This window comes from Janthinobacterium goodfellowi, from assembly GCF_051380695.1.
Lineage (GTDB): Bacteria > Pseudomonadota > Gammaproteobacteria > Burkholderiales > Burkholderiaceae_D > Janthinobacterium.
Map to the genome: position 1 here is coordinate 12,831 of NZ_JBNYXN010000001.1, position 24,683 is coordinate 37,513.

Sequence of the window (24,683 nt, forward strand, 5' to 3'; positions counted from 1 at the left end):
TTGACTCGTGTAAGGTGGTGCGTAGGTCGGCTTAGCGCAAGCGTAAGCCGACGTGATGCCGCCGCTGCAGTGTCGGATTACGCTGCGCTAATCCGACCTACTGGCCGCGCAGGAACAGTTTATCGAGCGCGTTGATCTCGACCTGCACCCACGTGGGCCGGCCGTGGTTGCACTGGTCGGCGCGTTCCGTGCTCTCCATCTGGCGCAGCAGGGCGTTCATTTCCTGCACTGACAGGATCCTGTTGGCGCGCACGGCCGTGTGGCAGGCCAGGGTACCCAGCAATTCGTTCTGGCGCTCGATCAGCACGCGCGAGCCGCCGTATTCGCGCACGTCGCGCAGCACGTCGCGCGCCAGGGTTTGCGCGTCCGCGTTCTTGAGCAGGGTCGGCACCGAGCGCACGGCCAGGGTGGTGGGCGACAGGGCGGCGATGTCGAAGCCCAGCGCTTTCAAGGTGTCCTGGTTTTCATTCGCCGTCGACACTTCGATGGCGTCCGCGTAGAACGTCACGGGGATCAGCAAGGATTGCACCTGCATGTCCTGGCCGGAGACCTGCGCCTGCAGCGCGTTTTTCAGCTGTTCGTACAGGATGCGCTCGTGCGCCGCGTGCATGTCGACCAGCACCAGACCCTTGGTGTTCTGCGCCAGGATGTAGATGCCGTGCAGCTGGGCCAGGGCAAAGCCCAGCGGATATTCTTCGCGCGCCATCGCTTCGGGCGAGGCGATGTAGGGCTCGACCTGCGTGACCGGCGAGTTGGCGGCGCCTGCGCCGCCGCCGAACAGGGCGCCGTAGGCCGCCGTGTCCTGGGCCACGCCTGGCGCGTCGGCAAAGAAGGGGCGGGCCGCGCCGGGCGAGGCGGGCGCGAAGGTATTCGTAAATTGCGCGCCGAACGAGGTCTGCGTCTGCTCGCGGCGCCAGATGCCAGATCCACCCAAACCCGCGCCTGCGGTATCACCGCCGAGGCTGGAGGCGGCCGGCAGCGGGGCCGGCACGCTGCCGAAGGCCGTGGCCGACGTTTGCGCCAGCGCGCGCTGCACGGCGTGGAAGACGAACTGGTGCACGGAACGGCTGTCGCGGAAGCGCACTTCGATCTTCGACGGGTGCACGTTGACGTCGACCAGGGCCGGGTCGAGGTCGAGCGCCAGCACGTACGACGGGAAGCGGTCGCCATGCAGCACGTCCTGGTAGGCCATGCGCACGGCGTGCACGAGCAGCTTGTCGCGCACGAAGCGTCCGTTGACGTAAAAGAACTGGCCGTCGGCGCGCGCCTTCGATGCCGTCGGCAAGCCGGCAAAGCCGTGAATGCGCAGGCTGCCGGCCGATTCGTCCAGCGCCAGGCGCGCTTCGGCGAAGTCGTTGCCGAGGATGTGGGCGCTGCGCTTGGCCAGTTCGCTGATATTCCACTGGTCGATGGTGCGCCCGTTGTGCGACAGCGAGAACGACACGTCGGGCCGCGCCAGCGCGATGCGGCGCACGACTTCGGCGCAGTGGCCGTACTCCGTCTGCTCTGACTTGAGGAATTTGCGCCGCGCGGGCGTATTGAAATACAGGTCCTGCACGTCGACCGTGGTGCCGTGCGCGCCCGACGACGGCGAAACGCTGCCATTGTGCGAGCCGACGATTTCCCATGCATGGGCCGCATCCATCGTGCGCGAGGTCACGGTGACGGCGGCCACCGAGGCGATCGAGGCCAGCGCCTCGCCCCGGAAGCCCAGGGTGCCGACGTTTTCCAGGTCGTGCAGCGATGCGATCTTCGAGGTGGCGTGGCGCGCCAGGGCCAGCGGCAGCTGGTCTTTGTCGATGCCGCGCCCGTTGTCGGTGATCGCGATGCGTTTCACGCCCCCTTCTTCCAGCCGCACGGTGATCTGCGTGGCGCCCGAGTCGAGGGCGTTTTCCAGCAATTCCTTCACCACGGCCGACGGCCGCTCGACCACCTCGCCGGCGGCGATTTGCGAAATCAACTGGTCAGGCAGGGCCTGGATCGGGCGGTGGGGCGTGATGGGAGCGTTCATGCCCTGATTATAGCGGGTTGCGAATTGTCGGGCACCGGCTACTTCGCCACCTCCCGCACCGGTATCGGCGCATTGCACAGGTCGACGTGGCCGGCCGTGACCTTGCTCCACGGGCCGCCGCGGTGGCGCTGGGCTTCCAGCACGGCCTGGTAGGCGGCGCTGTCGGTGCGCATCACTTCCAGATTGCTGCGCTGCTCGGGTGGCACGCTGGCGGCCAGGCGGATGGACTTGATCGGCACGTTTTTCTCGGGGCTGTCGTAAAAGCCCATGGGCGCCGTGCCGCGCGGCAGGGTGGACAGCAATGGCATGCCGGAGACGACCCTGCCGACGACGGTGATGTCGCGGTCCAGGTGGCGCGGCGACTGGCCGATGACGGCGTACAGCTCGGTGCCGCCGCCGCTGTCGCTGGCGCTGTCGCGGCCCACGCCCACGGTGGCATAGCAATGCGTGAGCCAGGCCGTGCCGGTTTTCGGGTCGCGCGCGGACGGGAAGCCGTTCGAATGGCCGACCTGCGGCGCATAGCCGTCAACGTCCGGCAGGCGCGTGAAGCTCTTGATGTTTTTCAATGGCACGGTGAATTCGCCGGGCAGGGTGCGCTGGGCGTGCTGGATCGGCTTGGGATTTTTCTCGTTCGGATCGCCCCACTGCGCCACCCAGTTGTCCTGCGCGCGCGTGATGGCCAGGCCGTCGTAATACTGTTCCGCCACCAGGGCCTTGATGTTGGCCACGTGCTTCGGTGCGAAGTCGGGCGCCAGTTCGATCACCACGCGGCCGGCGGGAATGTCCAGGTACAAGGTGTTGTCCGGGTCCAGCGCACGCCAGTCGGACGGCTTCGAGGCCTTGATCACGTCGGCCAAGGTCGCCTTGGCGGGCAGTTCGGCGGGCGCCTTGATCTGGACAGGGGCCGCGTGGGCCGTCAGATGTGCAAGGCCCAGTACGGTGGCCATGGTCAGGCCGCTCAATGGATGTCGATACATGTTTTCTCCTGGTGGGCGCGGGTTGCGCCGTGCAGAAAGTGTATACCGGAATGGCAATATTTCGTTGTAAAAACATTGCAGATGGCAATCCTCAGCGTTGCCTGCCGAGACGGCGTTTCCTTAACCTTTACTTAAAATGCCACATCGCCAAGGGCGCTGCCGAATTAATCACGAAATATCGGCCAGGGGACTGCCGTTGCGCTGGCCGGGTGGTGTATGATTCCGCCGCTACCTTTAGGGAAAAATATATGGATTTTGTGCAATTCCTCGACATGATCGTGCATGTCGACAAGACGCTGGGTCTCTTGATCGAGCAGTACGGTACCCTCGTGTATGCAGTGCTGTTTGCCATTATTTTTTGCGAGACAGGCCTCGTGGTGCTGTTTTTCTTCCCTGGGGATACCTTATTGTTTATCGCCGGCGCGTTTTGCGCGACGGGACAGATGCACCTGGGCTTGCTGATCGCCTTGCTGGTGACGGCTGCCGTCACGGGCAACACGCTCAATTACTGGATAGGCGAGGCCATCGGGCAAAGGGTGTTTACCCACGATTACCGCTGGATCAACAAGGATGCCATGCGCCGCACGCATGAATTCTTTGAAAAGCACGGCGGCAAGACCATTATCCTGGCCCGTTTCGTGCCGGTGGTGCGCACCTTCGCCCCGTTCGTGGCCGGCATTTCCGACATGACGCATGCGCGCTTCCAGATGTACAACGTGACGGGCGCCCTATTGTGGGTGGTCGGTCTGGTGACGGCGGGCTACTTCTTCGGCAATATCCCGTGGATCCGCGACCACCTGACCTTGATCGTGCTGATCGGTGTCGGCGCCGCCGTCGTGCCGGTGGTACTGGGCGGCTTGTGGAAACTCTACAAGCGCATGGTCGGCAAGTCGGCGTAAAGCCGCATGGATCCGGGGCAGGCGCGCTGCGGCACAGCCCGCAGCCGGCCCCGGATCCTGTTTTTCTCTGTGTTGTTTCTGTTTTACTCCCGCGCTGATTCAAGTTTTGTTGCTTTCCAGCCGTAAACCAGAGGGTATTCTCACTTTCTGGATTTCCATGCGACATTTGAGCGCCCTGTTAGCTTGCAGCCTTGCCGCGATGGCGGCCATGGCAAGCGCCAAAGATGCCCCCGCTTCGGCGAGCGCCGCCGCATCCGCGCCCATGTCGGCGTCGGCGCGCGCGGCCGCCATGAAAACCCTGACCGAATCGGTGAAGGGCAAGGAAGCCAAGGCGCCTGTCGTCGTCGCGCCCACGGCGCGCGACAAGGAAGAAGCGGCCGAAGTCGACCTGTCCGAACGCATCGCGGCGCGCCTGGCGGAAATGCGCGCCACCCAGGCGGCCCGCGCCGCCGCCCGCGCCAAGCGCGCCGCCGTGGTGAAGGCCGCGCCGCCGCCACCGCCGCCTGTGGCGCGCGGCACGCACTGGTCGTACGAGGGCGACAGCGGCCCGGCCAACTGGAGCAAGATCAATGTCGATTGGGCCAAGTGCGGCAATGGCAGCCGCCAGTCGCCGATCGATATCCGCGATGGCATGAAGGTGGAACTCGAGCAGATCAGCTTTGACTACCACCCGTCGTCGTTCAATGTGGTCGACAATGGCCACACGGTGCAGGTGGGCGTGAGCGGCGGCAATTACATCACGGTGCAGAACCGCATGTTCGAGCTGCAGCAATTCCATTTCCACCGCCCGTCCGAAGAGCGCATCAATGGCAAGGCATTCGAGATGGTGGTGCACCTGGTGCACCGCGACGCGGAAGGGCGGCAAGCCGTGCTGGCGCTGCTGCTGGAGCGGGGCGCGCCGCAAGCGACCATCCAGACCGTGTGGAACAATCTGCCGCTGGAAAAATTCGAGACCATGCAGCCGACCATCCTGCTCGACCCGGCCGAGATGCTGCCGGCGCGGCGCGACTACTACACCTATATGGGATCGATGACGGAGCCGCCTTGCAGCGAAGGCGTGTTGTGGCTGGTGATGAAGCAGCCGGTGCAGGCGTCGCCGGCGCAGATGGCGCTGTTCAGCCGTTTGTATCCGTTAAATGCGCGTCCGGTTCAGCCCGGTAATGGCCGCATCATCAAGGAATCCAACTAAACGCATTCCAGGCGCTGGCGGCCGGTCCATGCGGCGCCGGCGGCCAGCGTATCGGGCTGGATCAGGGCAGGTTCGATGCAGATGAAGCGCTGGTATTCGTCGTCGGCCAGGTCGGGCAGGGCGGCCGCGTCTTGCGCGCCCGGGTTCCACACGACGGCGTCCGTAAAGCCCTGCTGCTCCAGGCGCAGGGTGGCGGTGCCCGCCTGCAGGGTCAGGGCGCCCGGCAGCTGGTAGTAGATGCGGTCCAGCTTGTCCGAAAATTGCAGCACCTCTTCCGCCTGCAAGGCATCTTGCGGCGTCTCGTCCGAATAGCGCACGCGCTGCAGGCCGCCAATGCGCGCCTCGCTCAATCGATCGATCGCAAAATAGCTGTGCAGGGCGGCCGAGAACGGAAACGCCTGCTCGCCCGTATTGTGCACGGACAGCTCCAGCTCCAGCGCCTGCGCCTGCGCCTTGACGGCCACGCGCAGGCGCAGGGTGAAGGCCCAGGGCCAGCTGGCGGCGATCGCCTCCGGCAGGTCCGTGTGCCGCAGGATGAATTGCGCCCATGCGGCACCATCGGCGTCGCCCGTCGATTCCAGCTGCCAGGTCGCCACGCGCGCAAAGCCGTGGCGCATGCCCGTGCCGCGCGCGCCGAACTGGGGAAAGATCACGGGCACGCCGCCACGGATGGCGCGGCTGCCGTCGAGGGCGGAATCGCGGCTGCAGAACAGGCGCTCCTGGCCATCGCTGGTTTGCCACGAGACCAGGTGGCCGCCGTACAGGGTGACGGTCGCTTGCGCGCCGTCGGCGGCGCGGATGGTCACGGCCGGCAGCTGGCCAAAGATACTCTCGCTCATGCTAGGCTTTCATGTCAGGTCAGGCGGCTTTTCGCCAGCGGCGGATTCTTGGCAAAGTAATTCTTGATGCCCGTGACGATGGCGTCGGCCATCTGGTCCTGGTAGCCGTTGTCGGTCAGCTTGGCTTCTTCCTCCGGATTCGAGATGAAGGCCGTCTCGATCAGGATGGAAGGGATGTCGGGGGCTTTGAGCACGGCGAAGCCGGCCTGCTCGACGGAACCCTTGTGCAGGCGGTTGATGCCGCCGATTTCGCGCAGCACGGCCTTGCCCAGCTTCATGCTGTCATTGATCTGCGCCGTCGTCGACAGGTCGAGCAGCACGCTGGCCAGCTGCTTGTCGTGGTTCTTCACGTTTACGCCGCCGATCAGGTCGGCCTGGTTTTCCTTGTTGGCCAGCCAGCGCGCGGCCGTCGAGGTGGCGCCTTTTTCGGACAGCACGAAGACGGACGAGCCGCGCGCCGTCGGCTGGATGAAGGCGTCGGCGTGGATGGAGACGAACAGGTCGGCCTGAACCTTGCGCGCCTTTTCCACGCGCATGCCCAGCGGGACGAAGAAATCGGCGTCGCGCGTGAGCATGACGCGCATGTTCGGTTGCAGTTCCAGCTTGGTCTTGAGGCGCTTGGCGATGGCCAGCACCACGTCTTTTTCGCGGCTGCCCCGGCTGCCCATGGCGCCCGGGTCTTCGCCGCCGTGGCCCGGATCGAGCGCGATGGTAATCATGCGCACCACTTTCTGGCCTGGCAGGGGGCGCGCTTCGGGGCGCTGTTCCGGACGCAGTTCGGGCACGGGCGGCACGGCGGGCGCCGCCGGCGGCGTCACGGCGGCCACGGGCGGCTTGCCGCTCTCGGGCAGCGGCAGCGCGGGCGGCGGCGTATGCGTGTCGGACATCAGGGGCTTGGCCGGGTCGCTCGACCAGTCGCCCTTTTCGATCATCTGCGCGATCAGGTCCGGCTCGCGCACGGGATACAGGTCGAAGATCAGGCGGTGGTTGTAGGAGCCGGCCGGCGGCAGGGTAAACAGCTGCGGCGTGACTTCCTCCTTCAGGTCGAACACCAGGCGCACGACGTTGGGCCGGTTCTGGCCCACGCGCACCTGCTTGATGTACGGGTCGTTCGACTGGATCTTCGCCACCAGGCCCTTCAAGGTGGGATTGAGTTCCAGCCCTTCGATGTCGACCACCAGCCGTTCCGGGTCCTTGACGATGAAGTGGGTCGCCTTGAGGATGCTGTCGTTTTCCAGCGTGACGCGCGTGTAGTCCTCGGCCGGCCAGACGCGCACGGCGAGAATTTGCGCCGCCATCGCCGACATGGGCGCGAACACGGACAACAGCAGGGTGCCGCCGGCCTTGAGCACCGTGCGCCGGGTGATGGGCGAGGAGATCAAAGGTTCGGGGCGAATTTGAGACGGTGAAGGCATGACAGACCCAATTCAGAAGACGCTTGCAATTCTACATCACGTCCTGTACCCGCAACGTTCAAATAAATATTCAGGTCGGCAGGCGGCAGCACCGGTTCGGCTTTCTCCGGCCATTCGACGATGCAGATATTGCGCCCGTCGAAGTCTTCGCGAAAGCCCGCGTCGAGGAATTCCTCGGCGCTGCCCATGCGGTACAGGTCGAAGTGGATGACGTTGACGCTCTGGCCGTCGAGCTGCACCGTGTACGGTTCGGACAAGGTGTAGGTGGGGCTTTTGACGTGGCCCGCATGGCCGGCCGCGTGCAGCAGGGCGCGCGTGAGGGCCGTCTTGCCGGCGCCCAGGTCGCCGTGCAGGTAGATCGCCAGGCCCGGCGCCAGCGCGCGCGCCAGCGCGGCGCCCAGCGCGGCGGTGCCGGCTTCGTCGTGGAGGTGGGCTGTGAAGTGTTCGGTCATTATCTTCCGTATCGCATAAAATGGAGGCTGCTGTCATTGTAACCGCCCGCGCGCCTGCCGTTTTCCGTAAAGTCCCCTATGTCCGCCACCGTCACCGATCTCGCCGTCCTGGCGCGCACCATCAAGGAATGGGGGCGCGAGCTGGGTTTTGCCGAGGTGCGCATCGCCGACGTGGACCTGTCGCACATGGAAGCGCCCTTGCAGGCCTGGCTCGATGCAGGGTATCACGGCGAAATGGATTACATGGCCAGCCACGGCATGAAGCGCGCGCGCCCGGCCGAACTGGTGCCGGGCACGGTGCGCGCCATCAGCGCGCGCATGAACTACCTGCCCCCGGCGCTGGGGCCAGACTGGCGCGCACACGAGGCGGCGCGCGACGCCGACCCCGCGGCGGCCGTGATCTCCGTGTATGCGCGGGGCCGCGACTATCACAAGGTGATGCGTTCGCGCCTGCATCTGCTGGCCGACCGCATCAAGGGCGAGATCGGCGACTTCGGCTACCGCGTCTTCAGCGATTCGGCGCCCGTGATGGAAGTCGAGCTGGCGCAAAAGGGCGGCCTGGGCTGGCGCGGCAAGCACACCTTGCTGATCAACCGCCAGGGCGGTTCCTTCTTTTTCCTCGGCGAGATCCTCATCGACGTGCCGCTGCCCGTCGACCCGCCCGAGACCCCGCGTTGCGGCCAGTGCTCGGCGTGCATCACGGTGTGCCCGACGCAAGCGATCCTGGGGCCGTACCAGCTCGACGCACGGCGCTGCATCTCCTACCTGACGATCGAGCTGAAAGGCGCCATTCCCGTCGAAATGCGTCCCTTGATCGGCAACAAGGTGTACGGCTGCGACGATTGCCAGACCGTCTGCCCGTGGAACAAGTTCGCCCAGCGGGCCGTCGTGCCCGACTTCGACGAGCGGCACAGCCTGGGCAGCGCCGGCATGGTGGAACTGTTCGCCTGGACGGAAGAGGAATTCAACCGCCGCATGGAAGGCAGCGCGATCCGCCGTATCGGCCACGAACGCTGGCTGCGCAACCTGGCCGTCGGCATGGGCAATGCGGCCGTCAAGGCTCGGGGCCAGGCTGACATCGTCGCGGCGCTGCTGTCGCGCCGCGACCACCCGTCGGCCATCGTGCGCGAACACGTCGAATGGGCGCTGGCGCTGCACGGCATCGATTAGCGCCGGTTTACGCCTGTTTCAGGCGCAACGCCGACCAGTCGGCGTCGATGGCGACCATCGCCACGCTATCGAGTCCCATTGTTTGCGCAAAACTGCGGATATCGTCGCGGTGGATGTCGCTGCCCGCTTTTATGCCACCCTTGCGGTAGGCCACCCAGACCGCGCCGCCGGGCGCCAGGCGCGCCTGCGCCGCTGGCAGGAACCGCTCCAGTTCCGCGCGGCTGCGCGCGAACAGCACTATCCAGTCGGCGTTCTCTCCTTCGCTCACCCGCCGTTCGGCCGGCAACTGCGCCAGCAGGGCGGCATGCTCGCCGCCGTCATTGAGCACGGCCAGGGCCTTTGCATTTTTCACATACATTTTTTCAGCAACGGTTTTTTCAGGCATGGCATAGGCGTGTCGGTTGGGAAAAGACGAGCATAGCAAATTTCTCCTTGACTTATCGATATATCGTTATAAAATGGCGATACCTACTAACGATATATCTTTAAAGAGAAAACATGAGAAACTCACACCACGCAGAACACGGCCATTGCGGCCAACATCATCACCACCATCACGGCGAGCATCGCCACGAATACAACCCTGATTACTTCATGCACGGCCGCGGCCCGCGCGGATTTGACGAGCGCGGCGACGGCATGGGCGGCGGTCCTGGCGGGCGCGGCGGGCGCGGCGAACGGGCCGAGCGCGTCTTCGGCCGCGGCGATCTGCCGCTGATCGTGCTGGCGCTGATCGAAATCAGCCCCCGCCACGGCTATGAAATCATCAAGGCCATCGAAGAGCGTTGCGGCGGCGCCTACGCCCCCAGCCCGGGCGCCGTGTATCCGACATTGACCTTGCTGGAAGAGCAGGACCATGTGACGTCCTCCGAAAGCGCCAGCGGCAAGAAGCTCTACACGATCACGGACCTGGGCCGCGCGTATCTCGACGAGAACCGCGCCCAGGTGGACGGCATCCTGGCCCGCCTCGACATGTTTGCCCGCGTCCAGGCGCGCAAGGCCTTGCCCGAGCGCGTGCACCAGGCCATGCACACGCTCAAGCATGCGCTGTTGCTGAACAAGACCAACTGGAGCGAAGCGGAAGCCGAACGCGTGTCCGCCGTGCTGGAACAGGCGGCGAACGCCATCGTCGACGGCCACTGAGCCCACTTTACAAGGATAAGCAATGACTATCGCCTCACCTGCAACATCACGTCCGCACGCCATCGAGCGCGTGCGGCATGACTTGAAACTGCGCGTGCTCACCGTCGTGCGCACAGAGCAGCTGACGCCGCACATGCGCCGCATCACGCTGGCGGGCGACGACCTGGACGGCTTCGTCTCGCCCGCGCACGACGACCACGTGAAACTGTTCTTCCCCGCGCCGGGCCAGACGACACCCGTGTTTCCCGTACTGGGCAATGGCGCCAATCCCATCGAGTATGCGGAAGGGCCGCGCCCCATCGCCCGCAACTACACGCCGCGCCGCTACGATGCCGCGCGGCGCGAGCTGGAAATCGACTTCGTGCTGCATGGCGACGGCCCCGCAGCCAGCTGGGCGGCGCAAGCGGCGCCCGGCCAGACCCTGGGCGTGGGCGGGCCGCGCGGCTCCATGCTGGTGCCGCCCGACTTCGACTGGTATGTGCTGGTGGGCGACCAGACGGCCTTGCCGGCCATCGCCCGCCGGCTGGAGCAGCTGCCGGCCACGGCACGGGCGATGGCCGTGATCGAGATCGTCGAAGACGGCGAACAGATCGCGCTCGAGTGCGCGGCGCAGCTGGACCTGCGCTGGGTGGCGCGCAATGGCCGCCAGGGCCCGCTGCTGCTCGACGCCTTGCGCCAGATCGCGCTGCCGTCAGAGGGCGACGGCTACGTGTGGGTGGCGTGCGAGCATGCGCAGGTGCAGGGCTTGCGCGGGCACTTTATCGACGCCGGCGTGCCGAAGCAGCATCTGCATGTGGCCAGTTACTGGAAGCATGGGGCGGCGGAGCACCATGAGCATCACGATGCGTGATAGGGGGAGTGGTGTCGGGTTACGCGCTTTGCGCTAACCCGACCTACATTGTGCATCATGGCGTAGGTTGGATTAGCGGCGCGCCAGCGCCGCGTAATCCAACGTTACCGCCATTACTTCAACAACCCCGCCAGCTCCACCGCCGTCTTGACCTGCATCTTGTCGAAGATATGCGCGCGGTGGACTTCCACGGTGCGCATGCTGATGCCCAGCTTGTCGGCCACCACCTTGTTCATCTTGCCCGCCAAAATCAGGTCCAGCACTTCGCGTTCGCGCGTCGACAGGGTGGCCAGGCGCGCGTGCACGGCGGCCAGTTCGCCGGCCTGGCGCGAGTTGGCCAGGCCCTGCTGCACGCGGTCCATCAGGTCGTTGTCGTTGAACGGCTTTTCAAAGAAATCGAAGGCGCCCCGTTTCAGGCTGTCGACGGCCATCGGCACGTCGCCGTGGCCGGTAAGGAAAATCACGGGCAGGCGCGCCGTCAGGTCGCGCTTGACCAGCTGGTCGAACAGGGCGATGCCGTTCATGTCGGGCATGCGCACGTCGAGCAGCACGCAGTCGCCGGCGGCGTCGAAGCCGCCGTCGAGGCTATCGAGGAATTGCTGGGCGCTGGCGTAGCTGCGCGCCTCGATGCTGCGCGAGGCGGCCAGCCAGGACAGGGAGTCGCGCACGACTTCTTCGTCGTCGATAATGTGTAGCATGGTGTCTCCGGCTTGTCGTTTCGTTATTCGTTATGCGTTATTGCCTGGTGCGGCGCGCGGGGCGGCCGGCACGCTGAAGGTAAAGATGGTACCGCCAGCGGGATTGGCGCCGAAGGTCAGCGCGCCGCCGTGAAATTCGATGGCGGTGCGGCAGATGTTCAGGCCCATGCCCATGCCTTCGGACTTGGTCGAGAAAAACGGCGAAAACAGGCGCTCGGCCACGTCCACCGGGATACCGTGGCCATGGTCGATCACGTCCACCGTCACCATGCCTTGCTGCGCGTCGTGGCTGGCCCGCAGGCGCATGATACGCCGTCCGGGCGCCGCATCCTGCATCGCCTCGATGGCGTTGCGCGTCAGGTTCAGCAGCACTTGCTCGATCATCACGGGATCGGCGCGCAGCAGCGGCAGGTCCGGCGGCAGCTCTTCCTGGATGGTGACATAGTATTTGCGCGCCTGCAGGTCGATCAGCGCGCGGATGCCGTCGATCAGGGTGCGGATGGCGATATCCTGGCGCTGCGGTTCGCTCTTGCGCACGAAATCGTGCACGCTGCGGATGATCTGGCCGGCCCGCTGCGCCTGCGCGCTGGCCTGTTCCAGCGCCGGCTTCAGGGTGCCCGGATCGACGGGGGCGTCATGCTCGATGGCGCGGCGGATCAGATTCAGCGCGCCCGTGGTGTAGCTGGAAATGGCCGCCAGCGGCTGGTTCAATTCATGCGCCAGCATCGACGCCAGCTCGCCCATGGTGGCCAGGCGCGAGCTCGTTTGCAGCTTTTCCTGCTGCTGGCGATTGAGTTCCTCGACGCGCTTGCGGTCCGAGATATCGAGCACGGAGCCCATCCAGCCCGTCTGCTGGCCGTTCTTGTCCACCAGCGGCGCTTCGAAGATCAGCACGGCCACGCGCGTGCCGTCCGGGCGCTGGAAATAGGTTTCGAACTGCGGCGTGGGATTGCCGGCCAGGGCCTTGACGAAGCGCTGCTGGTATTCCTCCAGCGCCTCGGGCACCCAGTAGGGCATGGGCGGCAAACGGCCCAGGATTTCCTCGGGCGGATAGCCGACGATCTGGCAAAACGCGGGATTCACGTACGTGACGCGGCCTTCCAGGTCGCGCGCGCGCATGCCCGTCACCAGCGAATTTTCCATCGCCGTGCGAAACAGCATCTGCTGGCGCAGCGCGCCTTCGGCCACCAGGCGGCGCGAGATGTGGCGCCACAGGGCCAGCAGGCTCCATAATAAACCCAGCGACAGGGCGATGACGGAGCCGACCAGCAGATTGGGCAGCAGCTTGGGCTGGCTTTTCACGCTGTCGGTAAACAGGGTGATGGTGGCGCCCGGCACGTCGAGCGCGCGCTTGTGCGTGTACACGCCGTGGCCTGGGCCGGCGGCGGCGCGCCGCGCCAGCACCTTGTCGTCGCGGTCGATCAGCGAAATCTGGTTATCCTGCGCAAACCACCACGGCACCATTTCATCGAGCAGGCTGCTGATCTGGTAGGTGGCCACCAGGCTGCCCACGTAGCGCTGGCCGTCGAACAGGGGCTGGTGGTAATCCATCAGCATGGCGCCCGGCGGCGCGTCGGGAAAGCCCGTCTGCTGCGAAGGCTGGGCATATTGGCCCCGGTGCAGGCGGCGCGCATTGTCGGCCGCCGTCAGCGAGGCGGGCGAAAACGCCAGCGCGTGCGGCAGATTGTTGTCGCTGGTGGCCAGCACCTTGCCGCTCGTGTCGAGCCACAGCACGCGCTGCAGTTCGCGGCCATTGCGCAGCATCTGCTGCAGCCGTTCGTGCACTTTTTCCGCCGACAGGGAGCTGCTGGCGATGTCCACGCCCAGGTTGAACAGGCTTTCCTCGTTGCGCGCCAGCTGGAAGCGGATGGTCTGCTCCACCCACAGCGTATCGGCGATCAGCTGCTCCTGGCGCTCGTTGCTTTCCATCTGGCGCGCCTGCCAGGGCAGCCAGAACAGGATGGACAGGAACAGCAGCAGCAGGATGACGGGCAGCAGCCAGCGCATCGGGCTCGATAGCTTGAAGCGGCGCGCAAGGGTGGGGGGAGTCGGCATGGCTGGCAGGGTAGCGGCTTATCGGGAACCGGCTATTGTGGTTAACCACAATAGCCGAGGCAGTTTCTTTGGCACAATATTCAAGTAGACAAATAATAAAGTTTTTCTAAAAACCATTCAGGAGACAAAAATGCAACTGCCACCAATGAAAACCCTGTTCGTCGCGCTGTGCGCGGCCATCGGCGCCACCGCCGGCGTCCACGCTTACGCGCAAGCGCCCATCGTCATCAAGTTCAGCCACGTCGTGGCGACGGACACGCCAAAAGGCCAGGCCGCCGAACGTTTCAAGCAGTTGGCCGAGAAAGCCACGAATGGCAAGGTCAAGGTCGAACTGTACCCGAACAGCCAGCTGTACAAGGACAAGGAAGAACTCGAAGCCCTGCAGCTGGGCGCCGTGCAGATGCTGGCGCCATCGCTGGCCAAGTTCGGCCCGCTGGGTGTGAAGGAATTCGAAGCGTTCGACCTGCCCTACATCTTCCCCACCAAGACGGCGTTGTACAACGTCACCGAAGGCGAAATCGGCAAGAGCCTGCTGAAAAAACTCGAACCCAAGGGTATCACGGGCCTGGCCTACTGGGACAACGGCTTCAAGGTGATGTCGGCCAACAAGCCGCTGCATACCCCGGCCGACTTCAAGGGCCTGAAAATGCGCATCCAGTCGTCGAAGGTGCTCGATGCGCAGATGCGCGCGCTGGGTGCCAATCCGCAGGTGCTGGCCTTCTCGGAAGTCTATCAGGCGCTGCAGACGGGCGTGGTCGACGGCACGGAAAATCCGCCATCGAATATGTACACGCAAAAGATGCATGAAGTGCAAAAGCATGTGACCGTGTCCAACCACGGCTACCTGGGCTATGCCGTCATCGTCAACAAGAAATTCTGGGATGGCTTGCCGCCCGATATACGCGGCCAGCTGGAAAAAGCCATGCGCGAGGCGACCACGTTTGAAAAAGCCATCGCCCAGCGCGACAACGATCAGGCCCTCGACGCCATCAAGAAAGCGGGCAAGACGCAGATCTACACGCTGACGGTGCAGGAACAGGCCGAGTGGCGCAAGGCGCTGGCGCCCGTGCAGAAGGCCATGGAAGGGCGCATCGGCAAGGATCTGATCTCGGCCATCAACAAGGAAAGCGCGAAGTAAGCCTTTAGCGCGCCGCGCCGCCTGGCGCGGCAGGCAGGGCATCCCTGCCGGTCCGTTTGAACGACTCCTGCGCGTCCTGCGCGGGAGTCCGTGTACCCGCATTCTTTGAAAGTCCACCATGAAATTTCTGGATCACCTGGAAGAGTGGCTGATCGCGTCCCTGATGGGCGCCGCCACCTTCATCATCTTCGTCGCGGTCGTGCACCGCTACCTGGCAGGCTTGCCGATACCGGGCCTGCAAGACTTCCTGATACAAATCAATACCAGCTGGGCTCAGGAACTGTGCATCTACATGTTCGTCTGGATGGCCAAGTTCGGCGCCGCGTATGGCGTGCGCACGGGCATCCACGTGGGCGTCGACGTCCTGATCAACCGCATGAACCCGCGCTGGCGCGACCGTTTCATCGTCTTCGGCCTGGCCGCCGGCGCCCTGTTCACGGGCATCGTCGGGACCCTGGGCGCCAGCTTCGTGTGGTCGATCGGCCACACGGACCAGACTTCGGCCGACATGGAAGTGCCGATGTGGCTGGTCTATCTGGCCGTGCCGCTCGGTTCCTACCTGATGTGCTTCCGCTTCCTGCAGGTAATGGTGCATTTCATCAAGACGGGCGCCTTGCCGAAACACGACCACTCGCACGTCGAGGGCCTGGAAGACGAACTGACGGCGGAAGAAAAAGGAGCCAAGGCATGAACGCGCTGATTATTTTTGTGCTGCTGCTGGCGCTGATGCTGACCGGCATGCCGATCTCCATCTCGCTGGGCCTGACGGTATTGACGTTCCTGTTCACCATGACCAGCGTGCCCATCGAATCGGTGGCCCTGAAGATCTTCACGGGCATCGAGAAGTTCGAGATCATGGCCATCCCCTTCTTCATTTTGGCGGGTAACTTCCTCACGCATGGCGGGGTGGCGCGGCGCATGATCAACTTCGCCAGCTCCATGGTCGGCCACTGGCATGGCGGCCTGGCGCTGGCCGGCGTGATGGCGTGCGCGCTGTTTGCGGCCGTCTCCGGCTCCAGCCCCGCCACCGTGGTGGCGATCGGTTCCATCATCCTGCCGGCCATGGTCAAGCAGGGCTATCCGCGCGGTTTCGGCGCCGGCGTCATCACGACGTCGGGCGCGCTGGGCATCCTGATCCCGCCATCGATCGTGATGGTGATGTATTCCGTCAGCACGAACACGTCCGTGGGCAAGCTGTTCATGGCGGGCGTGATTCCCGGCATGATGCTGGCCATGCTGCTGGGCCTGACCACGTGGTTCTTGGCGCGCAAGAATAACTATCCGCGCATGCAGAAGGCCAGCTGGAAGGAGCGCTTCGTCACGTTCAAGAAGAGCGCCTGGGGCTTGCTCTTGATCGTCATCGTCATGGGTGGTATCTATTCGGGCGCGTTTACGCCCACGGAAGCGGCCGCCATGGCTGCCGTGTACGCCTTCATCATCGCCGTCTTCGTCTACAAGGATTTGAAGATCAAGCAAGTGGGCAAGGTCTTGCTCGACTCGGCCGCCATGTCGGCGATGCTGTTGTACATCATCACGAATGCCGTGCTGTTCTCGTTCCTGATGACGAGCGAAAACATCCCGCAAGCGATGGCCGAATGGATCACGGGCAAGGGCCTTGGCGTGATCAGCTTCTTGCTGGTGGTCAACGTACTGCTGTTGTTGGCTGGTAACGTCATGGAACCGTCGTCCATCGTGCTGATCATGGCGCCGATTTTGTTCCCCGTCGCCATGAAGCTGGGCATCGATCCCGTGCACTTCGGCATCTTGATCGTGGTTAACATGGAAGTGGGCATGTGCCATCCGCCCGTGGGCCTGAACCTGTACGTGGCGTCCGGTATCACCAAGATGGGCATCTCGGAGCTGACCGTGGCCGTGATGCCGTGGCTGCTGACGATGCTGGCCTTCCTGGGCTTGATTACCTACGTACCACAAATCTCGCTGTGGCTGCCAAATTTAATTTACAACTAAAACAGTTGTCCCCGTCATGGTGCAAAAAAAGTCGATCCTGCCGAACAAATGCGCTATGATGGGCAGCCTTAAGGGGAAACACGTATATGCATATGCGCCCCGGTAGCAAGGCTGAAATACAGAATTGGCAACAAGGTTAGTGGGGGAGTGGTCTATAAAAACGGTATTGATACCGGGGATATATTGAGGAGACACACGTTTCACAGAAGTTGTTGAGTCATAGCTGTCTGCGGCCACAAGCCGGCACCGGCGGACCCAAACGACCGGGAACGTGAAGCAATATTTGAAGCGCACCGGCTGGTGCGCTTTTTTTTCGTGCGCGGGAAACGTCCGCCGGCACGCCCAAAGTCGGTGCATAATTCCCGTGGCGCGGTTTCCGGCGCCGGCAGGTTGCATATATGCCACACTTGAATAATGATCAGCAGATGAAAAAACAACAGGGCAGTGAACTGTTCAGTGCCATCGTGGCCGCGCCGTTCGGCGCCATGGGCGTGCGCGCGCAGGACGGCCAGGTGCGCGAACTCGTGTATTTGCCGCCGCACTTCGACGAGAAAGCGCCGCAGGATGCCGTCTCCGAGCGGGCGTGCCAGCAACTGGCGGCCTATTTCCGCGACCCCGATGCGCCGTTCGACCTGCCGCTGGCGGGCCTGGGCAGCGCTTACCAGCAACGGGTATGGGCGGCAATCGCCGGCATTCCGCGCGGCCAGGTGCGCACGTATGGCGAAGTGGCGCGCCTGATCGGCTCGGCCCCGCGCGCCGTCGGTCAGGCCTGCGGCGCCAACTGGTTTCCCGTGGTGATCCCCTGCCACCGGGTCACTGCCGCCGGCGGCCTGGGCGGCTTTGCCCACCATGACGATGCGACGGGCTTCCACCTGGGCGTGAAGCGCTGGCTGCTGGCGCATGAAGGCGTGGCGGCCTACCGATGATGAACAGTCTGCTGGCGCCCGACAACGCCACCCTGATCGATGAATTCTGCGACAGCCTGTGGCTGGAAGACGGCCTGTCGAAAAACTCGCTCGATGCCTACCGGCGCGACATGCGGCTGTTCGCCCGCTGGCTGGAAGTGGCGCGGCCCGGGCGCGAGGGCCTGTACGAGGTGACCACGGCCGATATCGAGGCGTATTTCGCCGCCCGCCACGACGAGAGCAAGGCGACCTCGTCGAACCGGCGGCTGTCCGTGCTCAAGCGGTTTTACCAGCTGGCCTTGCGGCACAAGCATATCGCGGCCGACCCGTGCCTGAAGATGGTGTCGGCCAAGCAGCCGGCGCGCTTCGTGCATACCCTGAGCGAAGCGCAGGTGGAAGCCTTGCTGGCGGCGCCCGACGTGAGCACGCCGCTGGGCTTGCGCGAGCGCACGATGCTCGAACTCATGTACGCGAGCGGCTTGCGCGTGTCGGAACTGGTGGACTTGCAATCGGTGGAACTGAGCCTGAACGATGGCGTGCTGCGCATCACGGGCAAGGGCAGCAAGACGCGCCTGGTACCGTTCGGCGAACAGGCGCGGCTGTGGATCGAGCGCTACCTGAAGGAAGCGCGCGGCGTCATCCTCGACGGGCAGATGGACGATGCGCTGTTCGTCACGCGGCGCGGCGGCGCCATGACGCGGCAAATGTTCTGGGTCATCATCAAGAAACACGCGCTGAACGCCGGCATCACGGCGCCGCTGTCGCCGCATACCTTGCGCCACGCGTTCGCCACGCATTTGCTCAACCATGGTGCGGACTTGCGTGTTGTGCAATTGTTACTGGGACACTCCGATATTTCCACCACGCAGATTTACACGCATGTGGCCCGTGAACGGCTGAAACTGCTGCATGCACAGCATCATCCGCGAGGCTAAACATTTGGAGTTTGCTCCAACTACGTCATAATGTGCCTTATATGCTTATCTGTAACATCTAAAAACTAAAGAGGTAGTAAATGGCCAAGACAAATTTCCAATACGAAAAACGGCAAAAAGAGCTGGAAAAGAAGAAGAAAGCCGAGGAAAAAGCCAGGCGCAAGCTGGAAGCGAAGAACAATCCGAAGCCGGCCGACGGCAGCGAGGGCGATGAGCCGGAAGCGGACGACGCAGACGTCGACGCTGATCCAGCCGCCGCTGGCGACGCTCCCGCCCAGCCGCAGTAATTCCCCGTTCCTGACGACCGGTGCGGCATGGCCGCGCCGGTCTCCCCGCGTTTTTCCTTCCCCCGCTACAAGCGCGGCCGCTGGCCGATCGCCAGTTGCAGCTGCGTGCTGGCGATGGCCGCATCGGCGCGCGCCTGCACATAACCCTGATACGCCTCATCGGCCGAACGCTGCGCCGCCAGCCATTCCAGCAGCGAGGCATTGCCACTGAAGTAGGACAGGCGCATGCCGTCGACCACCTTTTGCGCATCGACCAGCACGCCGTCGCGGTAGCGCGCCAGCCTGTCCTGCGCCGCACGCAGCTGCCGCTGCGCCGTGCGCACCTGCGTTTCCGCCGTCAGTTCCGCCTGGCGCAGGGCCAGCATCGCTTGCGTCACGCCCGCTTCTGCCTGCACGATGTCGCCCTTGTCGCGCCGCGACAGGGGAATGGGGATGGCCAGCGATACGCTCAAGGCGCGCGAGCGCGGCGACCCGTCGACGGGATTGCCGCTGGCGTCAAAGCCGTCATGGTAGCCGCGCGCGGCGGCCAGGCCCACGGTGACGGTCGGGTCGACCGAGCGGTTGGCGCGCACGAGCGCCGCGCCGTCGCGCAGATTGTCCACGGTGGCGCGGGCGATGCGCACGTCGCTGCGCGCCTCGAGCGCCTGCGGCACCAGCACCGTGGCATCCCTGTTCTCATACGCGGCAAAGTCGCAGGCCAGCTGCGCGTCCGGAAACAGGCCGTCGAACTGGCGGCCCAAGGGCGGCGACAAATTCAACATGGCGCTGTCGGCCTCGCTGCGCGCCTGCGCCAGCTCGGCCTGGAACTGGTCGCGTTCCACGCGCGACTGCAGCAGCTCGATGCCGCCCACGTCGCCCGCCTTGCGCCGCACGGCGTTCGCGTCGACAACTTTCGACAGGGCCGCCATGGTCTGCTGCTTGCGCGCGAGGACCTCGCGCGTGCGGCACGCTTCCGTGAACGCGGCGGCGGCCGTGCCATACAGTTCGCTTTTGAAGCCGGCCACCGTTTCCTCGGCCAGCGCGACATGGCTCTGTGCGGCTTTGACGCGCGCGGCGCGCTTGCCGCCCGTCTCGACGGCCATGCTGATGGCCGGATTCCACGTGACGGGGCGGTGCTCGACGCTGCGCACGGTTTCGCGCGTGGCGCCCAGGGTGAATTCGGGATCGGGACGCAGGCCGGCGATGCCGATGCCCGCCTTGGCCGAGACGATGTCTTCCTGCTGCGCCTGCAATTCCAGGCTGTGGCTTTCCACGGCGGACAAATAGGTCTCGAAGGTCAACGGGGCGGCGCTGGCGCAGGGTGCGATCAGCCAGGCCGCCAGCAATACATTAAAACGTGTCATGGTTCACTCCTTCGGTATCGGTCCGGCGTTGTTGTACATACGCCTCGATCAGGTAATACAGGGCCGGCAACAGCAGCAGGGTCAGTGCCGTCGCCGTCACCAGCCCGCCCACCACCACGGTGGACAGTGGGCGCTGCACGTCGCTACCCAGGCCCGTCGCCAGCATGGCCGGCGTCAGCCCCAGGGCGGCCACGGTGGCCGTCATCAGCACGGGGCGCATGCGGTCGCGCGCGCCATCCAGCACGGCGTCGCGCAAGCTCCTGCCTTCGTCCGCGCGCAAGCGGTTGATCTGCGCCAGCATCAGCACGGCATTGAGCACGGCCACGCCGAACAGGGCGATGAAGCCGACGGCGCTCGACACGTTCAGGGTCATGCCGCGCAGGTGCAGCGCGGCCAGGCCGCCCAGCATGGCCAGCGGCACGGCCAGCAAGACCAGCGCCGGCTGGCGCAGGTTGCGGAACTGGCCAAACAGCAGCAAAAACATGGCGCCCAGGGTCATCGGCAGGATCAGGGCCAGGCGGCTTTGCGCGCGCTGCAGGTTTTCGAACTGGCCGCCCCACTCGACGCTGATGCGCTGGTGTTCATCGGCCACGGCTTGCGCCACCAGCGGGCGCGCTTCGGCCAGGAAGCCGGCCAGATCGCGTCCGCGGGCATTGAGGCGCACGATGATGTGGCGCCGCCCCATTTCGCGCACGATCACGCTTTCGCCCGAGGTGGTGCTGATGGTGGCCACCTGCGCCAGCGGTATCCTCGCGCCGTTGGCGGCCGTGAGCTTCAGGCTGGCGATGGCGTCCGGGCTGGAACGCGTGGCGGGCGGAAAGCGCACGGCGATGTCGTAGCTTTTCTCGCCCACGTAGACCTGGCCGATGGGCGCGCCGCCGATGCCGGTGGCAATCAGGTCGGCCACGTCGGCCGCATTGATGCCGTAGCGGGCCGCCTTCGCGCGGTCCAGTTCCACCTTCAGGTTGGGCAGCGGCGGCTCCACGTCCACCGCCACGTCGGAGGCGCCGTGGACAGTCTTCAGCACATTGGCCACCTTGCCGGCGATGGCGCGCACTTCATCGAGGTCGTTGCCGAAGATTTTCACCGTCAGGTCGCTGTGCGCGCCCGACAATTTGTCCTGTACGCCATCGATCATCGGCTGCATGAAGGCGACTGTGACTCCGGGCAGGCGGGCGAAGCGCTCGTTCATTTTTGCGATCAGCTGCTGCTTGCTCATGCCCGACTTCCAGCTTTTATAGGGATGCAGTCCCACGCTTGCCTCGATGTGCGACGGCGTCCAGTAATCGGTGCCGTCGTCGTTGCGTCCCGTCTGCGTGACGATGGTCGACACTTCCGGGAATTCCAGCGCGGCGCGCCGCAGTTCGCCGGCCATCGCCGACGCCTTGTCCAGGGTGATCCCCGGCGGCATCTGCACTTGCAGCCACAGCGACCCCTCATCGAGATAGGGCAGGAAGTCGCGGCCGATGCTGCCGCCCAGGATGGCAAGCGCTGCGAGCGATCCTGCGCACACCATCGCCACCCAGCGCTTCTTGCCCACCATGCGTTCGAGGAAGCGGCCATACGCGGACGCCAACTTGTCCAGCACGCGGTTGTGGAAGGTGCGGCGCGGCTTGCGCAAGGCCAGCCAGGCCAGGCCCGGGATCAGCACCAGCGCCACCACCAGCGCGCCCACCAGCGCCGCGCCCACCGCATACGCCATGGGCGAGAACAGCTTGTACTCGATGCGCTGGAAGGCGAACAGGGGTAAATAGGCGGCGATGATGACGGCCATGCCGAACATGATGGGACGCGCCACCTGCAAGGTCGCGTCGATGGCGTCCTGCAGGGTGAGCGGGCGGTCCTGCTCGCGCTCGCGCCGGCGCAGCATGTTTTCCAGCACCACCACGGAACCGTCGACGAGGATGCCGAAGTCGATCGCCCCCAGGGACAGCAAATTGGCGGGAATCTTAAAGTGGTGCATGAAGATAAAGGCGATCAGCAGGGCCAGCGGAATCGTCAGCGCGACGATGGCGGCCGCGCGCGGGCTGCCCAGATACAGCAGCAGCACGAGGGCGACGAGCAGCATGCCTTCGCCCAGGGTATAACTGACCGTGTGCAGGGTGGCGTCGATCAGCGAGCTGCGGTCCAGGTAGGGCACGACCTTGACGTCCTTCGGCAGCACGTTGGCATTCAGGTCGTCGACGGCCGCATGGATGCCGGCCAGCGCTTCGGACGGGTTGAAATCCTTCAGCAGCAGGGTGATGCCTTCGATGGTGTCGGGGTTGTCGTCCTTGCCGAGGATGCCGCGCCGCTCCACGTTGCCGTAGGCGAGCTTGCCCAGGTCCTTCACCAGCACGGGCACGCCGTCCTTGCTGCTGACGACGACATTGCCCATGTCGTCGAGCGAATGCAGCAAGCCCACGCCGCGCACCACGTACGATTGCTGGCCGCGGTCGATGACGCTGCCGCCGCCGCTGAGGTTGTTGGCGTTGATGGCGTCCTTCACCTGCGCCAGCGAGAAGCCGTAGCTGTCCAGTTTTGCGGGATCGAGTTCCAGCATGAATTGCGTCGTCAGGCCGCCGAAATTGCTGACGTCGGCCACGCCGCGCACCTGCTGCAGGCGCGGGATCACGGTCCAGAACTGCAGCTCAGACAGTTCGCGCAGGGAGCGCGTTTTCGATTCCAGCGTGTAGCGGTAGATCTCGCCCGTGGGCGAGGTGTAGCGATCGAGCCCCGGCTTGGCGTCGTACGGCAGGTTCACGCTGGCCAGGCGCTCCTGCAGCCGTTCGCGCGTGAAATAGCCGTCGCTGCCATCCTCGAACACCACCGTGATCAGCGACAGCGCGAACAGGCTGCGCGTGCGCAGCACGTGCATGCCGGGCGTGCCGAGCAGGGCGCGTTCGAGCGGAATGGTGATCTGCTGCTCGATTTCCTCGGCGCCCAGGCCCGGCACCTGCGTGACGATCTGCGAAGTGACGTCGGCGATGTCGGGATAGGCTTCGATGGGCAGCTGCTTCCAGCAGTAGACGCCGTAGACGGCGACGAACAGCAGCACCAGCCAGACGATGCCGCGCCGCTGGCAGCAGGTGGCGATGAAACGGTCAATCATTGAGCAGCACTCCTTCCTTGACGACGATGCGTTCGCCCGCTTTCAGGCCGGCGAGGATTTCCACCTGTTCTCCATGGCTGGCGCCCACTTCCACCGTGCGCGGCGTGAATACCTGCGGGCTGCGCTCGACCATCACGCGCGTCGATGGCCCGCTTTGCAGCACGGCGGCCGCGGGCACGAGGAGGGCGCGGCGGCTGGCGCCGGCGAATCCCGCGTGGGCAAACATGCCCGGCTTGAAGGTGCCGGCGCGGTTGTCGATGGCCACGCGCACTTTCACCGTGCGCGTCTCGGGATCGAGCACGGCGCCCACATACGCGACCTTGCCCTCGAAAGCCTTGCCGGGCCAGGCATCGACGGTGATGCGGGCCGTCTGGCCCACGGCCACCTGCGCCAGGTCCCTTTCGGCCACGTTGGCCGACAGCCAGACGGTGGAGAGATCGGCCACCGTCATGACGGGCGCGTTGATATCGTTCCAGTAGCCGCCCTGGGCGCCGTCCATGGCGATCACGGTACCGGCGATGGGCGAACGCAAGACGTAGTCGCGGCGCGAACCGCGCGCGCCGGCGCCGTACTGGGCCAGCTTGTCGGCGCTGGCCTGGGCATCGCTGCCCGCCTGCGCAAAGGCCGCCTGGGCCGCCTCGTACTCCTTGCGCGCGGCGATTTCCGCCTCGAACAGGGTTTTCTGGCGCTCCAGTTCCTGGCGCGCCTGCAGCAGGGCGGACTTCGCCTTGCTGTCGTCCGCGTAGGCGGCACTGAGTTCCGCCGAGTCCAGGGTGAACAGCGGGTCGCCCGCCTTCACGCTGTCGCCCAGGGCGCGCTGCAAGCGCGTGATGCGTCCGGCCAGGGGCGGCGTGATCTTCACCAGTTTTTCCGGCATCGCTTCGATGCTGCCCGGCGCCTCCGTCTGCGTGGCGATCTCCTGTTCCTGCACGGCGGCGATCTGCAGGCGCTGGCGCAGCGGCGACATCTTGTCGACGGCGATGCTGCCGTCGTCGAGATGCATCGCTTGGGCGGGCGGGGTGGCGGCCGCCGTCGGTTTGGCGCAGCCGGCCAGGGCCGAGCAGGCGAGAGCGAGGGCGCAGCTGGCGCCCAGGGCGTTGCGGGTGGTCGTGTTCATCCCGTGTTTCCTTGTTATTGATGGTGATGGGGCATGCGTGGATGCCGTGCCCAGGCGGGCGGTCAGAGGGGAGCGCGGGCAGCGGTATGACAGCGCCGGAAAAGCATAGCAATGTGCTCCTGAAGAAGCGCCCAAGAACGCCTGAATCATTCTTCAGGTTGCGTGCGCGCGCAGTGTGGCGCGGTAAAATGCAAGGATGGA

Annotated in this window: 23 protein-coding genes; 11 read left to right on the plus strand and 12 right to left on the minus strand. The window is 64.9% G+C overall.

Annotation, left to right across the window (positions count from 1 at the left end; genetic code table 11):
* Positions 1-97: 97 nt before the first annotated feature.
* Together mutL and ACQ4WQ_RS00065 are read right to left on the minus strand one after the other, a co-directional pair.
* A complete protein-coding gene (mutL, locus tag ACQ4WQ_RS00060) occupies positions 98-2,011 on the minus strand; it encodes a DNA mismatch repair endonuclease MutL (protein ID WP_436493811.1) in 1,914 nt (637 codons plus the stop codon).
* 38 nt (positions 2,012-2,049) lie between these two features.
* Positions 2,050-2,988, minus strand: a complete 939-nt coding sequence (locus tag ACQ4WQ_RS00065) for a peptidylprolyl isomerase (protein WP_326458035.1) — start codon at positions 2,986-2,988, stop codon at positions 2,050-2,052.
* 248 nt (positions 2,989-3,236) lie between these two features.
* On the opposite strand from ACQ4WQ_RS00065, the gene ACQ4WQ_RS00070 reads away from it, so the two are divergent.
* Positions 3,237-3,887: a VTT domain-containing protein gene (locus ACQ4WQ_RS00070; protein WP_070223029.1), complete on the plus strand. Its 651-nt coding sequence runs from the start codon at positions 3,237-3,239 to the stop codon at positions 3,885-3,887.
* Positions 3,888-3,986: 99 nt separating this feature from the next.
* On the opposite strand, the gene ACQ4WQ_RS00075 is transcribed toward ACQ4WQ_RS00070, so the two are convergent.
* Entirely contained in the window at positions 3,987-4,178 is a 192-nt protein-coding gene (locus tag ACQ4WQ_RS00075; protein ID WP_251351786.1) for a hypothetical protein, read from the minus strand.
* On the opposite strand from ACQ4WQ_RS00075, the gene ACQ4WQ_RS00080 reads away from it, so the two are divergent.
* Positions 4,177-5,076, plus strand: a complete 900-nt coding sequence (locus ACQ4WQ_RS00080; protein ID WP_414654759.1) for a carbonic anhydrase — start codon at positions 4,177-4,179, stop codon at positions 5,074-5,076. The genes ACQ4WQ_RS00075 and ACQ4WQ_RS00080 overlap by 2 nt on opposite strands.
* Here the strand turns inward: ACQ4WQ_RS00080 and ACQ4WQ_RS00085 are convergent.
* The 3 genes from ACQ4WQ_RS00085 to tsaE are packed head-to-tail and all read right to left on the minus strand — an operon-like array spanning position 5,073 to position 7,782.
* Positions 5,073-5,915, minus strand: coding sequence for a D-hexose-6-phosphate mutarotase (locus ACQ4WQ_RS00085; RefSeq protein WP_436493815.1), 843 nt, complete (start codon positions 5,913-5,915; stop codon positions 5,073-5,075). The two genes, ACQ4WQ_RS00080 and ACQ4WQ_RS00085, sit on opposite strands and share 4 nt — an antisense overlap.
* A 14-nt stretch (positions 5,916-5,929) precedes the next feature.
* Positions 5,930-7,330, minus strand: coding sequence for an N-acetylmuramoyl-L-alanine amidase (locus ACQ4WQ_RS00090; protein ID WP_436493817.1), 1,401 nt, complete (start codon positions 7,328-7,330; stop codon positions 5,930-5,932).
* Positions 7,294-7,782 (minus strand): tRNA (adenosine(37)-N6)-threonylcarbamoyltransferase complex ATPase subunit type 1 TsaE, encoded by a 489-nt coding sequence (gene tsaE, locus ACQ4WQ_RS00095; protein ID WP_070223037.1) that lies wholly within the window; start codon positions 7,780-7,782, stop codon positions 7,294-7,296. Before tsaE ends, ACQ4WQ_RS00090 begins: the two co-directional genes overlap by 37 nt.
* Before the next feature lie 78 nt (positions 7,783-7,860).
* Between tsaE and queG the strand changes: the two genes are divergently transcribed.
* Positions 7,861-8,952: a tRNA epoxyqueuosine(34) reductase QueG gene (gene queG / locus ACQ4WQ_RS00100; RefSeq protein WP_436493819.1), complete on the plus strand. Its 1,092-nt coding sequence runs from the start codon at positions 7,861-7,863 to the stop codon at positions 8,950-8,952.
* 7 nt (positions 8,953-8,959) lie between these two features.
* Here queG and ACQ4WQ_RS00105 read toward each other — a convergent pair whose 3' ends face one another.
* Complete coding sequence (locus ACQ4WQ_RS00105) at positions 8,960-9,304, minus strand: DUF3052 family protein (RefSeq protein WP_436493821.1); 345 nt, start codon at positions 9,302-9,304, stop codon at positions 8,960-8,962.
* Positions 9,305-9,450: 146 nt separating this feature from the next.
* Here ACQ4WQ_RS00105 and ACQ4WQ_RS00110 point away from each other — a divergent pair, with 146 nt between their 5' ends.
* The gene (locus tag ACQ4WQ_RS00110; RefSeq protein WP_436493823.1) at positions 9,451-10,095 is read left to right on the plus strand and encodes a PadR family transcriptional regulator; all 645 of its coding nucleotides are present in this window, start codon (positions 9,451-9,453) and stop codon (positions 10,093-10,095) included.
* A gap of 28 nt (positions 10,096-10,123) precedes the next feature.
* Positions 10,124-10,945 carry a siderophore-interacting protein gene (locus ACQ4WQ_RS00115; RefSeq protein ID WP_436495925.1) on the plus strand — a complete coding sequence of 274 codons (822 nt, stop codon included), beginning with the start codon at positions 10,124-10,126 and terminating at the stop codon, positions 10,943-10,945.
* A 113-nt stretch (positions 10,946-11,058) separates the two neighbouring features.
* Here the strand turns inward: ACQ4WQ_RS00115 and ACQ4WQ_RS00120 are convergent, their stop codons facing one another.
* Positions 11,059-11,643, minus strand: coding sequence for a response regulator transcription factor (locus ACQ4WQ_RS00120; protein WP_070287725.1), 585 nt, complete (start codon positions 11,641-11,643; stop codon positions 11,059-11,061).
* 30 nt (positions 11,644-11,673) lie between these two features.
* Positions 11,674-13,698, minus strand: coding sequence for a sensor histidine kinase (locus ACQ4WQ_RS00125; protein ID WP_436493826.1), 2,025 nt, complete (start codon positions 13,696-13,698; stop codon positions 11,674-11,676).
* A 145-nt stretch (positions 13,699-13,843) separates the two neighbouring features.
* Here ACQ4WQ_RS00125 and ACQ4WQ_RS00130 point away from each other — a divergent pair, with 145 nt between their 5' ends.
* From ACQ4WQ_RS00130 to ACQ4WQ_RS00155, 6 genes are all read left to right on the plus strand, one after another.
* Positions 13,844-14,836, plus strand: a complete 993-nt coding sequence (locus tag ACQ4WQ_RS00130; RefSeq protein ID WP_230539988.1) for a TRAP transporter substrate-binding protein — start codon at positions 13,844-13,846, stop codon at positions 14,834-14,836.
* Positions 14,837-14,954: 118 nt separating this feature from the next.
* Complete coding sequence (locus ACQ4WQ_RS00135) at positions 14,955-15,527, plus strand: TRAP transporter small permease (protein WP_230539953.1); 573 nt, start codon at positions 14,955-14,957, stop codon at positions 15,525-15,527.
* Positions 15,524-16,804, plus strand: coding sequence for a TRAP transporter large permease (locus ACQ4WQ_RS00140; RefSeq protein WP_326458024.1), 1,281 nt, complete (start codon positions 15,524-15,526; stop codon positions 16,802-16,804). The genes ACQ4WQ_RS00135 and ACQ4WQ_RS00140 overlap by 4 nt, the downstream gene beginning before the upstream one ends.
* A gap of 425 nt (positions 16,805-17,229) precedes the next feature.
* Entirely contained in the window at positions 17,230-17,730 is a 501-nt protein-coding gene (locus ACQ4WQ_RS00145; protein ID WP_436493829.1) for a methylated-DNA--[protein]-cysteine S-methyltransferase, read from the plus strand.
* Entirely contained in the window at positions 17,727-18,644 is a 918-nt protein-coding gene (xerD, locus tag ACQ4WQ_RS00150) for a site-specific tyrosine recombinase XerD (RefSeq protein ID WP_414654758.1), read from the plus strand. The genes ACQ4WQ_RS00145 and xerD overlap by 4 nt, the downstream gene beginning before the upstream one ends.
* Positions 18,645-18,724: 80 nt before the next feature.
* The gene (locus ACQ4WQ_RS00155) at positions 18,725-18,931 is read left to right on the plus strand and encodes a hypothetical protein (RefSeq protein ID WP_070223057.1); all 207 of its coding nucleotides are present in this window, start codon (positions 18,725-18,727) and stop codon (positions 18,929-18,931) included.
* Positions 18,932-18,996: 65 nt separating this feature from the next.
* On the opposite strand, the gene ACQ4WQ_RS00160 is transcribed toward ACQ4WQ_RS00155, so the two are convergent.
* From ACQ4WQ_RS00160 to ACQ4WQ_RS00170, 3 genes are read right to left on the minus strand one after another with little or no spacing between them, the layout of a single operon-like run.
* Positions 18,997-20,274: a TolC family protein gene (locus tag ACQ4WQ_RS00160; protein WP_436493831.1), complete on the minus strand. Its 1,278-nt coding sequence runs from the start codon at positions 20,272-20,274 to the stop codon at positions 18,997-18,999.
* Positions 20,261-23,365 carry an efflux RND transporter permease subunit gene (locus ACQ4WQ_RS00165; RefSeq protein ID WP_436493833.1) on the minus strand — a complete coding sequence of 1,035 codons (3,105 nt, stop codon included), beginning with the start codon at positions 23,363-23,365 and terminating at the stop codon, positions 20,261-20,263. The genes ACQ4WQ_RS00160 and ACQ4WQ_RS00165 overlap by 14 nt, the downstream gene beginning before the upstream one ends.
* Complete coding sequence (locus ACQ4WQ_RS00170) at positions 23,358-24,482, minus strand: efflux RND transporter periplasmic adaptor subunit (RefSeq protein ID WP_436493835.1); 1,125 nt, start codon at positions 24,480-24,482, stop codon at positions 23,358-23,360. Before ACQ4WQ_RS00170 ends, ACQ4WQ_RS00165 begins: the two co-directional genes overlap by 8 nt.
* Between the last annotated feature and the right edge of the window lie 201 nt (positions 24,483-24,683).

Coding starts and splice junctions, on each gene's coding strand:
- mutL (WP_436493811.1), bottom strand. CDS start 2,011: ATGAACGCTCCCATCACGCCCCACCGCCCGATCCAGGCCCTGCCTGAC.
- ACQ4WQ_RS00065 (WP_326458035.1), bottom strand. CDS start 2,988: ATGTATCGACATCCATTGAGCGGCCTGACCATGGCCACCGTACTGGGC.
- ACQ4WQ_RS00070 (WP_070223029.1), top strand. CDS start 3,237: ATGGATTTTGTGCAATTCCTCGACATGATCGTGCATGTCGACAAGACG.
- ACQ4WQ_RS00080 (WP_414654759.1), top strand. CDS start 4,177: ATGAAAACCCTGACCGAATCGGTGAAGGGCAAGGAAGCCAAGGCGCCT.
- ACQ4WQ_RS00075 (WP_251351786.1), bottom strand. CDS start 4,178: ATGGCGGCCGCGCGCGCCGACGCCGACATGGGCGCGGATGCGGCGGCG.
- ACQ4WQ_RS00085 (WP_436493815.1), bottom strand. CDS start 5,915: ATGAGCGAGAGTATCTTTGGCCAGCTGCCGGCCGTGACCATCCGCGCC.
- ACQ4WQ_RS00090 (WP_436493817.1), bottom strand. CDS start 7,330: ATGCCTTCACCGTCTCAAATTCGCCCCGAACCTTTGATCTCCTCGCCC.
- tsaE (WP_070223037.1), bottom strand. CDS start 7,782: ATGACCGAACACTTCACAGCCCACCTCCACGACGAAGCCGGCACCGCC.
- queG (WP_436493819.1), top strand. CDS start 7,861: ATGTCCGCCACCGTCACCGATCTCGCCGTCCTGGCGCGCACCATCAAG.
- ACQ4WQ_RS00110 (WP_436493823.1), top strand. CDS start 9,451: ATGAGAAACTCACACCACGCAGAACACGGCCATTGCGGCCAACATCAT.
- ACQ4WQ_RS00120 (WP_070287725.1), bottom strand. CDS start 11,643: ATGCTACACATTATCGACGACGAAGAAGTCGTGCGCGACTCCCTGTCC.
- ACQ4WQ_RS00125 (WP_436493826.1), bottom strand. CDS start 13,698: ATGCCGACTCCCCCCACCCTTGCGCGCCGCTTCAAGCTATCGAGCCCG.
- ACQ4WQ_RS00130 (WP_230539988.1), top strand. CDS start 13,844: ATGAAAACCCTGTTCGTCGCGCTGTGCGCGGCCATCGGCGCCACCGCC.
- ACQ4WQ_RS00135 (WP_230539953.1), top strand. CDS start 14,955: ATGAAATTTCTGGATCACCTGGAAGAGTGGCTGATCGCGTCCCTGATG.
- ACQ4WQ_RS00140 (WP_326458024.1), top strand. CDS start 15,524: ATGAACGCGCTGATTATTTTTGTGCTGCTGCTGGCGCTGATGCTGACC.
- ACQ4WQ_RS00145 (WP_436493829.1), top strand. CDS start 17,230: ATGAAAAAACAACAGGGCAGTGAACTGTTCAGTGCCATCGTGGCCGCG.
- xerD (WP_414654758.1), top strand. CDS start 17,727: ATGATGAACAGTCTGCTGGCGCCCGACAACGCCACCCTGATCGATGAA.
- ACQ4WQ_RS00155 (WP_070223057.1), top strand. CDS start 18,725: ATGGCCAAGACAAATTTCCAATACGAAAAACGGCAAAAAGAGCTGGAA.
- ACQ4WQ_RS00160 (WP_436493831.1), bottom strand. CDS start 20,274: ATGACACGTTTTAATGTATTGCTGGCGGCCTGGCTGATCGCACCCTGC.
- ACQ4WQ_RS00165 (WP_436493833.1), bottom strand. CDS start 23,365: ATGATTGACCGTTTCATCGCCACCTGCTGCCAGCGGCGCGGCATCGTC.
- ACQ4WQ_RS00170 (WP_436493835.1), bottom strand. CDS start 24,482: ATGAACACGACCACCCGCAACGCCCTGGGCGCCAGCTGCGCCCTCGCT.